Raw genomic sequence first — 14,168 nt, 5'->3', positions numbered from 1 at the left:
AGGCGGGTGGACAGGCCCGCGGCTTCGAATTCGCCGCGCAGCCAGGCGCGGGCCTCGCCGAACAGCGGCGAGAACGCTCGGCGCGTCCAGGGAACGTCGGGCAGGGTGAAGCGGGACAGGGTTTCGACGCGGGCCCAGAGGCGCTCGGCGTTCAGGGGAGGGAAAGCATGGGGCATGGGACTTCCTGAAAATGCGCCTGCGATTATGGCATGCGCTTTTCCAGGCCACGGCCGCCCCTAGCGGGCCGTTCGCCAGGCCGGCTCGCGCTTTTCCAGAAACGCGCCGACGCCTTCCCGGGCTTCGTCCGTGCTGCGCACGGCCGCGATGCGTTCCACCGTGTCGGCGATGAGCGCGGCGTCGATCGCCTGCCCGGCGAAGTCGCGCACCAGCCGCTTGCTGGCCTGCACGGCGGCGGGGCCGTTGTCGGACAGCGCGCGGCAGATCGCGTCGGTTTCTTCGCGCAGGCGGTCCAGGGGCACGGTCCCGTGCACCAGTCCCAGCCGCAGCGCCGTGGCGGCGTCGAAGCGTTCGGCGGTCAGGAAGTAGCGGTTGGCGGCGCGTTCGCCCATGGCGCGGATCACATAGGGGCTGATGGTGGCCGGCAGCAGGCCCAGCCGCGTTTCCGACAGGCAGAAATGGGCGTGGTCGGCGGCGATGGCGACGTCGCAGACCGACAGCAGCCCCATGCCGCCGGCGTAGGCGTCGCCGTTGACGCTGGCCACGACCGGCTTGGGGCAGGACCAGATCGCATGCAGCATGCCGGCCAGCCTGGCGGCGTCGGCGCGGTTCTCGGCATCGGTCAGCGTGGCCATCTTGCGCATCCAGTTCAGGTCGCCGCCGGCGCAGAACGCCTTGCCCGCGCCGGTCAGCAGCAGCACGCGGACGCCGGGATCTTCTCCCGCGGCCCGGACCGCGTCGGTCAGGGCCGCGATCAGGGCTTCGTCGAAGGCATTGCGCGTGTCGGGGCGGTTCAGCGTCAGGCGCGCGACCGGGCCGTCATGGGCCACGTCCAGCGGGGTCTGCATCGTCATGCGGGGTCTCCTGTCTTCTTGATTGGGGCTCAATAAAAATCGGGAACCGATGAAGCGATTCTAGGAGGAAATCGGCCGTGGGGCGATGCATGATGAGTAAATATTGAGTTATCCTCAAAAAAACACGGAGGGAGACATGGAACAACACGCAGGCGGATCCGCCGCCGGCCAGCGCTATGCGTCGGTATTCCGGCCGGGCCTGTTCGAGGGCAGGACGATCATGGTGACCGGCGGGGGCAGCGGCCTGGGCCGTTGCGCCGCGCACGAACTGGCGGCCCTGGGCGCGGGCCTGGCGCTGGTGGGACGCAAGCTGGACAAACTGCAGGCGGCCGAACAGGAGATCGCGCGGATCTACCCGGAAGCCGCCGGCCGCATCAGCGTGCACGCCTGCGACATCCGCGACGAGGCCGGCGTGCGCGGCGCGGTCGCCGACGCGCTGGCCCGGCATGGCGCCATCGACGGCCTGTTCAACTGCGCGGGCGGGCAGTTCCCCGCGCCGCTGGACCGCATCAGCTTCAACGGCTGGAACGCGGTGGTCCAGAACAACCTGCACGGCACCTTCCTGATGGCGCGCGAGGTCTACACCCAGCACATGCGCCAGCACGGCGGCGCCATCGTCAACATGCTGGCCGATATCTGGGGCGGCATGCCGGGCATGGGGCATTCGGGCGCGGCCCGCGCCGGCGTCTGGAACCTGACCGAGACGGCCGCCTGCGAATGGGCGCACGCGGGCGTGCGCGTGAACGCGGTGGCGCCCGGCTGGATCGCCTCCAGCGGCATGGACAGCTATGACGACGAATACCGGGCGGTGCTGCGCGACCTGAAGACCAAGGTGCCGCTGCAGCGGTTCGGCACCGAGGCCGAGCTGGCCGCGGCGGTGGTCTTCCTGCTGTCGCCGGCGGCGGCGTTCATCAACGGCAGCGTCATCCGCGTGGATGGCGGCGTGCCCAACGCGCGCCATTCCTGGACCTTGCAGGCCGCCGAACGGGGGGAGGTCTACAACGGCTTTCCTCAGTACGTGCCGCCGTCCCTGTTCTCCGACGACTGAAGGCGATGCAGGGCGTCCCGCACTTCGCCGCGGAACTGAGCGAGCGCCAGCGCGTCTTGCGCGGGCGGCTGCAGGGCCTGCCACAGGAAGCCGACCAGTTGTTCGGCGGTGGCGCCCACGTCCACCCGCGCCCCGCGCAGCATGGCGTCCCACAGCACGTGCTCCATCGGGCCGTAGACCGCCGAGCGCAGCAGACGCAGCGGCATGTCCCGCCGGATGTCGCCGTCGGCCTGGCCCTGGGCCAGGATGCGCATCAGCGGCGCGGTGTAGCGGCGCTGCAGCGCGGCGTAGACCTCGCCGAAATCATCGTTGCGCGCCCGTCCTTCGGAAAGGATGAACGCGCACAGGCCGGGCCCTTCGGCCAGCAGGTGCCGCAGATGCGCGTGCACCAGGTAATGCAACTGGGCCCGCGCGCCATGCACGCGGGGCAGGTCGTCTTCCACCTTGGCGATGATTTCGTCGTACCAGTCGCTGATCACCCGCACGCAAAGCTCGCGCTTGCCGCCGAAATAGGTGAAGACCGTGGCTTCGGACACGCCCAGCCGCTGCGCGATTTCGGTGGCCGTGGCCGCCTGGAATCCCGTTTCGGAAAAGACCTGGCGCGCGACGCGCAGGATGTCCCGGATGCGCTGTTCGGACTTGGCGCTGGCCGGCGGACGGCGCATCGGGACGGTGGCGGCTTTTTCCATGCGGGGGCGGGAGGCGATACGGTGGGAGGGGGCTTATTATTGAGCCAGGGTCAAGTTCGTGGCAAGGCACGCGATCCGGGCAATTTCATCGCCGGGGCTTTTTCCCCGCGGCCGGCGCCTGGCGCCGGCGGATTCGAACGACATTAGAGACAAACCATGCTGTCCAGAACCGATTCCTACACGCAGCTTGCGTCCCAGTTCCAATGGCAGGTGCCGGCGGCCTACAACATCGGCGTAGACGCCTGCGACAAGTGGGCCGACGGCAGCGGCCGCCTGGCGCTGATCTACGAGAAAAGCGACGGCGTCCAGTCGCGCTACACCTTCGACCAGATCAAGGCGCAGTCCAACCGCCTGGCGCACAGCCTGGAACGCCATGGCATCCAGCGCGGCGACCGCGTGGCCATCTACCTGCCGCAGGCGCCCGAGACCGCGGTGACGCACATCGCGGTCTACAAGATGGGCGCCGTGGCGGTGCCGCTGTTCACGCTGTTCGGCGTGGACGCCATCCAGTACCGATTGGCCAACAGCGGCGCGGCCGCGCTCGTGACCGACGCGGCGGGCTGCCGCAAGCTGCGCGAGATCCGCGCCAGCCTGCCCGGCCTGAAGGTCGTGTACTGCATCGACGACGAATCCGTGGACGGCGCGGTGCCGTTCCATGCCGCGCTGGCCGCCGAGTCCGAGGACTACGCGCCCGCCGCGACGGCGGCCGACGACCCGGCGGTCATCATCTATACCTCGGGCACCACCGGCAAGCCCAAGGGCGCGCTGCATGCGCACCGCGTGCTGCTGGGCCACCTGCCGGGCGTCGAGATGTCGCACGAGTTCTTCCCCGAGAACGCCGCGCTGATGTGGACGCCGGCCGACTGGGCCTGGATCGGCGGGCTGCTGGACGTCCTGCTGCCGGCCTGGCACCACGGCGTGCCCGTGCTGGCGCGCCGCTTCGAGAAGTTCGACGGCGCCGGCGCCTTCGAACTGATGGCGCGCCATGGCGTGACGCACACCTTCCTGCCGCCCACCGCGCTGAAGATGATGCGCGGCGTGGCGCAGCCGCCCGGGCCCGGCGCGCTGGCGCTGCGCTCGGTCGCCAGCGGCGGGGAATCGCTGGGCGCGGAACTGATCGACTGGGGCCGGCGAGTGCTGGGCGTCACGATCAACGAGTTCTACGGCCAGACCGAGTGCAACATGCTGGTGTCCTCGTGCTCCTCGCTCTTCGATCCCGTCATCGGGTCCATCGGCCGCGCCGCGCCCGGACACCGGGTCGCGATTGTGGATGAGCGGGGCGCCGAAGTGGCGGATGGACAGGAAGGCAATATCGGCGTATTGCGGCCGGACCCGGTCATGTTCCTGGGCTACTGGAACAACCCGCAGGCCACGGCCGAGAAATTCGCCGGCGACTACCTCCTGACCGGCGACCTGGGCGTGCGCGACGAACAGGGCTTCATCCGCTTCGTCGGCCGCAACGACGACGTGATCACCAGCGCCGGCTACCGCATCGGCCCGGGACCCATCGAAGACTGCCTGATCGGCCACCCCGCCGTGCGCATGGCGGCCGTGGTGGGCGTGCCCGACGCCGAGCGCACCGAAATCGTGATGGCCTACGTGGTCTTGAACGACGGTTTCGAAGGCGACGAGGCGCTGGTGAAGTCCTTGCAGGCGCACGTGCGCACCCGCCTGGCGGCGCACGAATATCCGCGCGCGATCCGCTTTGTAACCAGTTTGCCGACCACCGCCACCGGCAAGATCATCCGCCGGGAGCTGCGCGACGGCAGCTACGCGTAGGCGGTCTCAACCCGTGACAATGTCGTCCAAGAGGATGGGTTGACGGGCTGCCGGCCGCTGCAAGTATGATGGCGCAAAACCGATACGGCCCCATGCAAATGGGGCCGTATCACCATTAGGCCTTACTAGTATGGAGATGACCCCGATGAATAAGCCTTTGGATGGGGGATTGGCCGCCTTGAACGTGCCCGCCTACGTGAAGCACCGCGGCCTGATCGACTGGGTGGCGAGCTTCGTCGCGCTGGCCAAGCCCGACCGCGTGGTCTGGTGCGACGGCTCCCAGGAAGAATACGATCGGCTGTGCGAGCAGATGGTCCAGTCGGGCACCCTGCGCAGGCTGAACCCCGCCAAGCGGCCTAATTCCTACCTGGCCTGGTCGGATCCTTCCGACGTCGCCCGGGTGGAGGACCGCACCTTCATCTGTTCCGACCGTGCCGAAGACGCCGGCCCGACCAACAACTGGGCCGATCCCGCCGAGATGCGCGACACGCTCAACGGCCTGTTCGACGGCGCCATGCGCGGCCGCACGCTGTACGTCGTGCCGTTCTCGATGGGCCCGCTGGGATCGGACATCGCCCACATCGGCGTGGAACTCTCCGACAGCCCCTACGTGGTGGTGAACATGCGCATCATGACGCGCATGGGCAAGCAGGTCTACGACGTGCTGGGCGCCGACGGCGACTTCGTGCCCTGCGTGCATTCCGTGGGCAAGCCGCTGGCCGCCGGCGAGGCCGACGTGGCCTGGCCGTGCAACCCCACCAAGTACATCGTGCATTTCCCGCAGGCCCGCGAAATCTGGAGCTACGGCTCGGGCTACGGCGGCAACGCGCTGCTGGGCAAGAAATGCTTCGCGCTGCGAATCGCCTCCACCATGGGGCGCGACCAGGGCTGGCTGGCCGAGCACATGCTGATCCTGGGCGTGACCTCGCCCAAGGGCCGCAAGTACCACGTGGCCGCCGCCTTCCCCTCGGCCTGCGGCAAGACCAACTTCGCCATGCTGATCCCGCCGCAGGGCATGGACGGCTGGAAGGTCACCACCATCGGCGACGACATCGCCTGGATCAAGCCCGGCCCCGACGGCCGCCTGCACGCCATCAACCCGGAAGCCGGCTATTTCGGCGTGGCGCCGGGCACCAGCGAACAGACCAACTTCAACGCCATGGCCACGCTCAAGGCCAACGTCATCTTCACCAACGTGGCGCTCACCGACGACGGCGACGTGTGGTGGGAAGGCATGACGGACACGCCGCCCGCGCACCTGATCGACTGGCAGGGCCAGGACTGGACGCCCGCCATCGCGCGCGAGACCGGCCGCAAGGCCGCGCACCCGAACGCGCGCTTCACCGCGCCCGCCGCGCAATGCCCGTCCATCGACCCCGAATGGGAAAACCCCAAGGGCGTGGTCATCGACGCCTTCATCTTCGGCGGCCGCCGCTCCACCACCGTGCCGCTGGTCACCGAGGCCCGCAACTGGGTCGAAGGCGTCTACATGGCCGCCACCATGGGCTCGGAAACCACCGCCGCGGCCGCCGGCCAGCAGGGCGTGGTGCGCCGCGACCCCTTCGCCATGCTGCCGTTCTGCGGCTACAACATGAGCGATTACTTCAGCCACTGGCTGAAGCTGGGCAAGCAACTGGAAGCGGCCGGCGCCACCCTGCCGCGCATCTACTGCGTCAACTGGTTCCGCAAGGGCCCGGACGGCAAGTTCGTCTGGCCCGGCTTCGGCGACAACATGCGCGTGCTGCGCTGGATGCTGGGCCGCATCGACGGCCAGTCCAAGGGCGTGGACCAGGTGTTCGGCATTTCGCCCAGCTACCAGGACATCGACTGGACCGGCCTGGAATTCAGCCCGGACAAGTTCGAACAGGTCATGTCCGTGGACGCCGCCGCGTGGCGGGACGAACTCGCCCTGCACGACGAGCTGTTCAACCAGTTGGAACAAGGCCTGCCGGAAGACCTGCCGGCCACCAAGGCCCGGATCGAAGGGCGGCTGACGGCTTGACGCCGCGGCAAGGTGTCAGACACCCACTGCGCGCATAGAACGCAGGTGTCAGACACCCCATGAACCGCCCGCGCAGGCTGGCGCGCCTCTTCCCGGGTGTCTGACACCAACTGCACGCAGACATCCCTGCATAGAACGCAGGTGTCAGACACCCCACGAACCGCCCGCGCAGGCTGGCGCGCCTCTTCCCGGGTGTCTGACACCAACCGCACGCCGACATCCCTGCATAGGACGCAGGTGTCAGACACCCCATGAACCGCCCGAGCAGGCTGGCGCGCCTCTTCCCGGGTGTCTGACACCCACTGCACGCGGACATCCCTGCATAGAACGCAGGTGTCAGACACCCCATGAACCGCCCGCGCAAGCTGGCGCGCTTCTTCCCGGGTGTCTGACACCAACCAGCCACAGATACCCCCCCATTTCAGGCACAATCGCCTGATGAGACTCGACCCCGAAGACCTGGCCAAGATCAGTTCATTGACCTTGGCGCACTACCAGGAAAACGCCGAATCGTTCGAGGCCGGCACTCGCGGCCACGACGTCGGCCAGAACATCGCCGCGCTGCTGCGCCACATCGAAGGGGACCCTCCCTACGACATTCTGGACCTGGGCTGCGGCCCGGGCCGCGACCTGAAGACCTTCACCGCGCTCGGCCACCGGGCGGTGGGCCTAGACGGCACGCCGCGCTTCGTCGAAATGGCGCGGCAGGCGAGCGGCTGCGAGGTCTGGCAGCAGGACTTCCTGCAACTGTCCCTGCCCGCGGAGCGGTTCGACGGCGTCTTCGCCAACGCCGTGCTGTTCCACGTGCCCGGGCAGGAACTGCCGCGGGTATTGCGGGAACTGCGCGCCGCGCTGAAGCCGCGCGGGGTGCTGTTCAGCTCCAATCCGCGCGGCGGCAACCAGGAAGGCTGGAACCGGGGGCGCTACGGCGCCTACCATGACCTGGACGGCTGGCGCGGCCTGTTGTCGGACGCCGGGTTCGAGGAACTGGAACACTACTACCGGCCGCAGGGCCTGCCGCGCGAGCAGCAGCCCTGGCTGGCCAGCGTCTGGCGGCGGACGGCGTAGTTCAGTCGGCGCGGATCACCCAGGGCGCGTCCGGCAGCGGCACCAATTCACAATCCACTTGCGGGCCGGCGCGTTCCAGCACCGCGAAATCGCCGTCGGCCAGCGCCATCAGCGGATGGTGCCAGACGTCCCGGCGCAAGGTGACGCCCACGCCCGGCCCGGCCAGGAAGGCGCGCAGCGTGGCCGTGTCGGGCGCGTCCGCGCCCAGCGCGACCAGCACCAGGTACGGCGTGGCGCCGAGCGGCAGGAAGGTCTGGCTGCCCAGCCGGTGGCGTTCCAGCACTCGCGCGGCGAAGGGCAGGGCGATCGCCCGCGCCCGGAAGACGGACAGCGACGGCCGCCCGCCCGCGTCGAGGATGTCGGGTTCGCCCATCTCCACCCGCAGCGAGGTGCCGGCATTGATGGCGCGGCCGCCGCGGCCCGCGCTGCCGACGACTTCGCCATAGGGCGCGAACGCCTCGGCGGACAGGGGCTGCGCCATCAAGGTCCGGGTGTCCATCAGAAATTGATCCCCAGCCATTCGCGCACCTGTTCGTGCAGGTCGCCGGCAAAATCCTCGGGCGAGCCCGAGGCGGTGATTTCGCCCAGGCTCAGCACGTAGATGTGGTTCGACATGGCCACGACGCGGCGCACGTTGTGGTCCACCAGCAGGATGCCCATGCCGGCCTCGGCGAAGGCCCGTATCCACTGGAACACTTCGGCCGCCACGCGCGGCGCCAGCCCGATGCTGGGTTCGTCGATCAGGCAGACCTGGGGCTGCACCATGTAGGCCTTGGCGAATTCCAGCGATTTCTGCTGGCCGCCCGACAGGTTGCCGGCCTGGTCCTTGAGCTTTTCCTTCAGCACCGGAAACCGCTCCAGCGTGTGGGCGAAGCGCGGTTCGAGCACGTCGCCGTAGCGCTTGCGGCGGCCCTCCAGCGGCAGGCGCAGGTTTTCCTCCACCGTCAGGTAGGGGAACAGGCTGGATTCCTGCGGGATGTACCAGAGCCCGTCGTCGATCATGCGGTGCGGCGCCTGGCCGGAGATGTCGCGCCCGGCCCGCGTGACGCGGCCGGACTTCGGCGGCAGGAAGCCGCAGATGGCTTTCATGAGCGTCGATTTGCCCGCGCCGTTCAGCCCGATCAGGCCGCTGATGCGGCCGGCCTCCACCGTCAGCGAGACGTCGCGCAGCACGTCGATGTCGCCCAGGTAGCCCGCGGTCACGTTCTCCATGGCCAGCAGCGTGTCAGGCATGGTTCTGCTCCTCTTGTCCCTGCTCGCCCAGGTACGCCTCGATCACGGCGGGCTCGCGCAGCACCTGCTGCGTGGGGCCGTCGGCCAGCACCCGGCCGGCGTTCATGCACACCGAGCGCGCGCACAGGTCCACCACCACCGGCATATCGTGGCTGACCAGGATGAAGGTCTGGCCGCCCTGGTTGCGGCGGCGGATGAAGGCCGACATGGTTTCCTTCATGACGGGGTGCACCGCGGCGAAGGGTTCGTCCAGCAGCGCCACGCGCGGCGGCACCATGAAGCAGGCGCCGAACTCCAGCAGCTTCTTCTGTCCGCCCGACAACTGGCCGGCGTCCAGGTGCATGACGTGGCCCAGCTTGAGCTCTTCCAGCAGTTCCAGCGCGCGCCGGCTGGCGCCGGCCTCGTCCAGCCCCATCGCCAGCCCGCACACGACCAGGTTGTCGTAGGCGCTGACGCGGTTGAAGACGCGGGTCATCTGGAACATGCGCAGCACGCCCAGCCGCGTCAGGCGGGTAGGGTCCAGTCCCAGGACGCTGCGCCCGTCCAGCCGCACGTCGCCCGCGTCCGCCGCCAGGTGGCCGGACAGCACGTTGAGCAGGGTGGTCTTGCCCGAGCCGTTGGGTCCGATCAGCCCCAGCAGTTCGCCGTCGGCCACGTCCATGCCCGCGCCGTTCACGGCGAGCAACCCGCCGAAGCGCTTCTGTATTCCCGATATCTGCAGCAGTGCCATCAGGCTCCCCTGGCGGTGCCGGAACGGCGCAGGACGGCGCGGCGCGCCAGGCCCCACAGCCCTTCGCGGAAAAAGCGCGCGAACACGATGACCAGCAGCGCGAACACGATCATCTGGATGTTGTCCGCGTCGCGCAGCAGTTCGGACGCGACGTACACCAGCACCGCGCCCAGCAGGGGCCCGACCAGCGTGCCCATGCCGCCGATCACCACCATGGCGATCACCATGCCGGTCTGCGCCACGATGCCCAGTTCCGGGCTGACCAACTGCGCGAACGTGCCGTACAGGCCGCCGGCGAATCCGCAGATGGCGCAACTGGCCAGGAAGGCCAGTGTCTTGTAGCGCACCACGTCGATGCCCCGGCTGGCCGCGCCGATCTCGTCGTCGCGGATCGCCTGCAGGAAGCGGCCCGGACGGGCCCGCAGCAGCAGGAAGACCAGCAGCGTGACCGCCGCCAGCACGCCCAGGAAGAGGTAATAGTTGCCGACCCGGCTTTCCAGCAGCGCGGGCACGTGCAGGCCCTGGTCGCCGCGGGTGAAGTCGATGGAGTTGTAGATCACCAGGCGCACGATCTCGGCGAAGGACAGCGTGGTCAGCGCCAGGTAGGGGCCGGACAGCCGCAGCACGATGCGGCCCAGCACCAGGCCGATCAGCCCCGGCACCACGGCGGACAGCGGCAGCCCCAGCCACAGCGGCACGCCCCAGTGGTAGGCCAGCAGGCCGGTGGTGTAGCCGCCCAGCATGGCGAAGGCGGCCGGCGCCAGCGAGAACTGGCCGGTGTAGCCCGCCAGCAGGTTCCAGCCGGTGGCCAGCATCGCGAAGTACATGCTGACGATCAGGACACCCAGCCAGTAAGGCGAAGAGATGCCCAGCGGCAGCAGCGCCAGCAAGGCCAGGAACGCCAGCGACAGGCGCATTTCCTGGCGGAGCTTGTTGCGCAGCAGGTTGGGGTGGGCAAGCGGATCCATGGTCAGACCTCCCGCGCGCGTTCGCCGAACAGGCCCTTGGGCCGGAACAGCAGGATCAGGATCAGGAGAACCAGCCCGTAGGTGTCGCGGTAGTCGTACGACAGGTAGACCGCGCCGAAGCTCTCCAGCACGCCCAGCGCCAGCGCCGCCAGGATGCTGCCGGGAATCGAGCCCATGCCGCCGATCACGACGATCACGTAGGACTTGATGGCCGGGAACGCGCCCACGTCCGGGGCCGGGTTGATGACCGGGGCCAGCAGCGCGCCGGCCAGCGCCGCGAGCACGCCGGAGGCCATGAAGATGATGCTGCTGGCGCGCGCCGTATCGATCCCGGCGATGGAGGCGCCCAGCCGGTTCTGCGCCACCGCCTGGACCTGCCTGCCCCAGAGCGAACGCTTGATGAACAGCGCCAGCCCCGCCAGCAGCACGATGGACAGGCCCGCCGTGATCAGCTTCTGGCCGCTCATCATGAAGGGGCCGATGGCCATGCGCGTCACGTCCGACAGGGCCGGGCCGCGCATGGGATACGGGCCCACGACCTTGTCCACCAGATTGATCAGGAGCAGGGACAGGCCGAAGGTGACGACCACCGCGTATTCGTCCTTCATCAGGCCCCACGAGCCGTAGCCGGCGTACAGCGGACGCATCAGCCAGCGTTCCGTGGCCCAGCCCAGCAGCGCGCCCGCCGCGGCGGCGATGGGCAGCGCCAGCCAGGGCGGCACGCCCAGGGCCAGCGACACCAGGGTGTAGGTGTAGGCCCCTATCATGTAGAACTCGCCGTGCGCGAAATTCACGACCTTCAGGATGCCGAAGATCATGGTCAGGCCCACCGCCATCAGGGCGTAGAACAGGCCGATGATCAGGCCGTTGACGAACAGGTCCAGTGCCAGCACTCGATGCTCCCCGACGCCGGGGCGGGGCCCCGGCGTTCATTGCGGTTCAGGAATGGAGGCGGTCCGCCTCTAGGCAAAAAGCGTTCCCTCGGGGGCAATCACTTGGCCGGTTTGACCACTTTGTCGATTTGCAGCGGCTGGCCCGAAGCCTGGATCAGCGTGGTCTTGCTCAGGGGCTGGTCCACTTCGGTCAACTGGTAGGTGACGTAGGGAATGTCGACCCACTGCTGGTAGGTGTAGCCCGGCTGCTGCGAGAAGCCGAACTTGCCGCGCACGCCCTCGAACTGCATGCCTTGCAGGGTCTTGATGATGGCGGCGCTGTCGGTCGACTTGGCTTCCTCGATCGCGCGGGCGATCAGCAGCACCGAATCGGCGGCCTGGAAGATCAGGCGGTTGGGTTCGGTATTGGCCTGCTTCTGGTAGGCGGCGCCCACGTCCAGGCCCAGTTGGGGCATGGGCATCTGCGGGTGGTACAGGCCGAAGGCCAGCATGTACTTGCCGGCTTCCTTCACGTTCTTCCAGAAGTCGGGGTAGTCGGCGATGCCGGCGCCGTCGTAGAACCACGTCTTGGCGCTGGGCGCCACGCCCTGTTCGTACAACTGGTTCATCAGGATGTACGCGGCCGGCGGCAACATGATGTTGACCACCAGGTCGGGCGGATTGCCGCGCAGCGGCAGCACCGCCGGCGTGAAGTCCTTGCCCGCGCGGTCCAGCGCCACGTACTTGTACTGGGTCTGCGGCGCGGTCTTCTTGAGGAAGTCGCCCAGCAGCTTGGCCTGGCCGATGCCGTAGTCGGTGTTCTCGGCGAAGGCGATCACGCTCTTGACCTTCAGCGCGGCGATCGTGTCAGCCATGGCGCTGGAGACGCGCGTGTTGTAGTTGACGGGGTTGAAAACCTCGGGATAGCCCTTGATGCGCACGTCGTCGGACCAGCAATTGGTGTTGACGTACGGCACCTTGTAGCGGTGCGCGACTTCGATCTCGGCCAGGCAGACCGAGCTTTGGTGGCCGCCCGTCACGGCGACGACCTTGTCGCGCGAGATCAGCTTTTCGGCGGCGGCGCGGCCTTTTTCCGGAATGCCCTGGTTGTCTTCGTAGACGATCTTCAGCGGGCGGCCAAGCACGCCGCCCTTGTCATTGATCATCTTGGCGATGATCTCCACGCCGTCCTTCACCTGGGTGCCTTGCACCACGGAGCCGGGCGGGGATTGCGCGATGCTCACGCCGATGACGATGGGGTCCGCGGCATGGGCGGAAGAGGCAAGAACGACCGCGGATACGGCTGCGGCAAAGCGAAGCAGTTTCATCGTTGTTTCCTTTTGGAAAGGAGCTGCGGCGATGCCGTCGTCCGCGAGGGCGAACGGTGTCGGCGGTCGGGGAACGTCGTCTGTTTTTTAATCCTGTAATACCGGTCTGACCAGTTAGTGTTTACCAGCATGCGGACCGGGCGTCAGGCGGCCAGCAGCGCCTCCACCCGCGCCGCGGCATTCAGCACGCGCCAGTCGGCGCCGCGCGCCCCGGCGATCTGCAAGCCTATCGGCAGGCCGTTGCGGCCGCTGCCGCAAGGCAGCGTCAGGGCGGGCATGCCGGTCAGGTTGAAGGGCATGGTCAGTCCGGTGACGGCGGTGTGCAGCGGGACTTCCTGGCCGCCGATGACGACCGCGCCCGCGCCCGAGCGCGGCGGTTCGATGCGCAGGGTGGGCGTGACCAGGACGTCCACGGCCTGCATCGCCTGCTCGAACGTGCGCGCCAGGGCGGCGCGCCCGCGCTGCGCCCGCGTGTACCAGGTGGCCGGGAAGAACTGGCCGATCTCCAGCCGCACCCGCACGTCGGCGCCCAGGGTGTCGGGCTGGTCGATGAGCCGGCGCCAATGGATGTCGGTGGCTTCGCTGCACAGGGTCGCGAATTGCAGCGCCGCGCTGTGTTCGACGCCGGGCAGGTCCAGCGGAACCAGGACGGCCCCGTCGGCCTGCATCAGGGCCAGCGCGCGGTCGACCGCCTGCGCCACGTCGTCGGCCAGGGGCGCGTAGAAGTAATTGCGCGGCACGCCCACGCGCAGCCCGGCCAGCGCGCCGGGGCTGACGGTGCGTTCCGCCTGGCCCGCCATGATCGAATAGGCCAGCGCGGCGTCGGCCACGCTGGCGGCGATCGGGCCCAGGTGGTCCAGGCTGGCGCCCAGCGCCTGCGCGCCGTCGCGCGAAATGGCGTCGAACGTGGGCTTGAAGCCCACCACGCCGCAGCACGAGGCGGGAATGCGGATGGAGCCGGCCGTGTCGGTGCCGATGGCCAGGCGGACGATGCCGGCCGCCACCGCCGCGGCCGAACCGCCGCTGGATCCGCCCGCCGTGTAGCCCGCCGCGCGGGGATTGCCCACCCACCCGTAGTGCGGGTTCTCGCTGGTGATTCCATAGGCCAGTTCGTGCAGGTTGGTCGTGCCGACCACCAGCGCGCCGGCATCGCGCAGGCGCGCCACCGCCGCCGCGTCGCGCAGGGCGGGAGGCGGCTTCAGCCCGCCGCTGCCGTTGGTCTGGGAGAAGCCCGCCACCTGCATGAGGTCCTTGACGGCGATCGGCACGCCCATCAGCGGCATGGCCGCGCCTTCGCGCAGCTTGCGGGCCGCGGCGGCGGCGGCGCCGTCCAGCGCGGGTGTGTCCGACAGGGCGATGAAGGCGTTCAGGCCGGCCTGCTGGCGCGCGGCGGCCAGCGCGGCCTTGGCGGCGTCGGCCG

Annotated in this window: 13 protein-coding genes and 1 pseudogene; 4 read left to right on the top strand and 10 right to left on the bottom strand. The window is 68.9% G+C overall.

Features of this window, described 5'->3' with window-relative positions; genetic code table 11:
• Together AVE30378_RS32955 and AVE30378_RS31640 are read right to left on the bottom strand one after the other, a co-directional pair.
• Window positions 1–176 (bottom strand): annotated as a pseudogene (locus AVE30378_RS32955) (Zn-dependent hydrolase); the annotation flags it as partial.
• 60 nt (window positions 177–236) lie between these two features.
• Window positions 237–1,031 (bottom strand): enoyl-CoA hydratase/isomerase family protein, encoded by a 795-nt coding sequence (locus AVE30378_RS31640; protein ID WP_208742478.1) that lies wholly within the window; start codon window positions 1,029–1,031, stop codon window positions 237–239.
• 136 nt (window positions 1,032–1,167) lie between these two features.
• Between AVE30378_RS31640 and AVE30378_RS31635 the strand changes: the two genes are divergently transcribed.
• The gene (locus AVE30378_RS31635; RefSeq protein WP_129247045.1) at window positions 1,168–2,079 is read left to right on the top strand and encodes an SDR family oxidoreductase; all 912 of its coding nucleotides are present in this window, start codon (window positions 1,168–1,170) and stop codon (window positions 2,077–2,079) included.
• Here the strand turns inward: AVE30378_RS31635 and AVE30378_RS31630 are convergent.
• Window positions 2,043–2,768: a TetR/AcrR family transcriptional regulator gene (locus AVE30378_RS31630; protein ID WP_129247043.1), complete on the bottom strand. Its 726-nt coding sequence runs from the start codon at window positions 2,766–2,768 to the stop codon at window positions 2,043–2,045. The genes AVE30378_RS31635 and AVE30378_RS31630 overlap by 37 nt on opposite strands.
• 156 nt (window positions 2,769–2,924) lie before the next feature.
• On the opposite strand from AVE30378_RS31630, the gene AVE30378_RS31625 reads away from it, so the two are divergent.
• From AVE30378_RS31625 to AVE30378_RS31615, 3 genes are all read left to right on the top strand, one after another.
• Window positions 2,925–4,547, top strand: a complete 1,623-nt coding sequence (locus AVE30378_RS31625; protein WP_129247041.1) for an acyl-CoA synthetase — start codon at window positions 2,925–2,927, stop codon at window positions 4,545–4,547.
• 145 nt (window positions 4,548–4,692) lie between these two features.
• The gene (locus AVE30378_RS31620) at window positions 4,693–6,549 is read left to right on the top strand and encodes a phosphoenolpyruvate carboxykinase (GTP) (protein ID WP_129247039.1); all 1,857 of its coding nucleotides are present in this window, start codon (window positions 4,693–4,695) and stop codon (window positions 6,547–6,549) included.
• Between the two features lie 438 nt (window positions 6,550–6,987).
• On the top strand, window positions 6,988–7,617 hold the full coding sequence (locus AVE30378_RS31615; RefSeq protein ID WP_129247037.1) for a class I SAM-dependent methyltransferase: 630 nt from the start codon (window positions 6,988–6,990) through the stop codon (window positions 7,615–7,617).
• 1 nt (window position 7,618) lies between these two features.
• Here AVE30378_RS31615 and AVE30378_RS31610 read toward each other — a convergent pair whose 3' ends face one another.
• The 7 genes from AVE30378_RS31610 to AVE30378_RS31580 all read right to left on the bottom strand — a co-directional run.
• Window positions 7,619–8,116: an ureidoglycolate lyase gene (locus AVE30378_RS31610; protein WP_129247035.1), complete on the bottom strand. Its 498-nt coding sequence runs from the start codon at window positions 8,114–8,116 to the stop codon at window positions 7,619–7,621.
• Entirely contained in the window at window positions 8,116–8,850 is a 735-nt protein-coding gene (locus tag AVE30378_RS31605; protein WP_129247033.1) for an ABC transporter ATP-binding protein, read from the bottom strand. Before AVE30378_RS31605 ends, AVE30378_RS31610 begins: the two co-directional genes overlap by 1 nt.
• Window positions 8,843–9,580: an ABC transporter ATP-binding protein gene (locus tag AVE30378_RS31600; RefSeq protein WP_129247031.1), complete on the bottom strand. Its 738-nt coding sequence runs from the start codon at window positions 9,578–9,580 to the stop codon at window positions 8,843–8,845. The genes AVE30378_RS31605 and AVE30378_RS31600 overlap by 8 nt, the downstream gene beginning before the upstream one ends.
• Window positions 9,580–10,548 (bottom strand): branched-chain amino acid ABC transporter permease, encoded by a 969-nt coding sequence (locus AVE30378_RS31595; protein ID WP_129247029.1) that lies wholly within the window; start codon window positions 10,546–10,548, stop codon window positions 9,580–9,582. Before AVE30378_RS31595 ends, AVE30378_RS31600 begins: the two co-directional genes overlap by 1 nt.
• Before the next feature lie 2 nt (window positions 10,549–10,550).
• The gene (locus AVE30378_RS31590) at window positions 10,551–11,441 is read right to left on the bottom strand and encodes a branched-chain amino acid ABC transporter permease (RefSeq protein ID WP_129247027.1); all 891 of its coding nucleotides are present in this window, start codon (window positions 11,439–11,441) and stop codon (window positions 10,551–10,553) included.
• A 98-nt stretch (window positions 11,442–11,539) separates the two neighbouring features.
• Entirely contained in the window at window positions 11,540–12,748 is a 1,209-nt protein-coding gene (locus tag AVE30378_RS31585) for an ABC transporter substrate-binding protein (RefSeq protein WP_129247025.1), read from the bottom strand.
• A 143-nt stretch (window positions 12,749–12,891) separates the two neighbouring features.
• The coding region (locus AVE30378_RS31580; RefSeq protein ID WP_165360354.1) for an amidase at window positions 12,892–14,168 on the bottom strand (1,277 nt) is incomplete at its 5' end.

Source organism: Achromobacter veterisilvae, assembly GCF_900496975.1.
Classification (GTDB): Bacteria; Pseudomonadota; Gammaproteobacteria; order Burkholderiales; family Burkholderiaceae_B; genus Achromobacter; species Achromobacter veterisilvae.
Note: the sequence above shows the minus strand (reverse complement) of the source record. Positions and strands in the feature narration are given on the sequence as shown.

Coding starts and splice junctions, on each gene's coding strand:
- AVE30378_RS31640 (WP_208742478.1), bottom strand. CDS start 1,031: ATGACGATGCAGACCCCGCTGGACGTGGCCCATGACGGCCCGGTCGCG.
- AVE30378_RS31635 (WP_129247045.1), top strand. CDS start 1,168: ATGGAACAACACGCAGGCGGATCCGCCGCCGGCCAGCGCTATGCGTCG.
- AVE30378_RS31630 (WP_129247043.1), bottom strand. CDS start 2,768: ATGGAAAAAGCCGCCACCGTCCCGATGCGCCGTCCGCCGGCCAGCGCC.
- AVE30378_RS31625 (WP_129247041.1), top strand. CDS start 2,925: ATGCTGTCCAGAACCGATTCCTACACGCAGCTTGCGTCCCAGTTCCAA.
- AVE30378_RS31620 (WP_129247039.1), top strand. CDS start 4,693: ATGAATAAGCCTTTGGATGGGGGATTGGCCGCCTTGAACGTGCCCGCC.
- AVE30378_RS31615 (WP_129247037.1), top strand. CDS start 6,988: ATGAGACTCGACCCCGAAGACCTGGCCAAGATCAGTTCATTGACCTTG.
- AVE30378_RS31610 (WP_129247035.1), bottom strand. CDS start 8,116: ATGGACACCCGGACCTTGATGGCGCAGCCCCTGTCCGCCGAGGCGTTC.
- AVE30378_RS31605 (WP_129247033.1), bottom strand. CDS start 8,850: ATGCCTGACACGCTGCTGGCCATGGAGAACGTGACCGCGGGCTACCTG.
- AVE30378_RS31600 (WP_129247031.1), bottom strand. CDS start 9,580: ATGGCACTGCTGCAGATATCGGGAATACAGAAGCGCTTCGGCGGGTTG.
- AVE30378_RS31595 (WP_129247029.1), bottom strand. CDS start 10,548: ATGGATCCGCTTGCCCACCCCAACCTGCTGCGCAACAAGCTCCGCCAG.
- AVE30378_RS31585 (WP_129247025.1), bottom strand. CDS start 12,748: ATGAAACTGCTTCGCTTTGCCGCAGCCGTATCCGCGGTCGTTCTTGCC.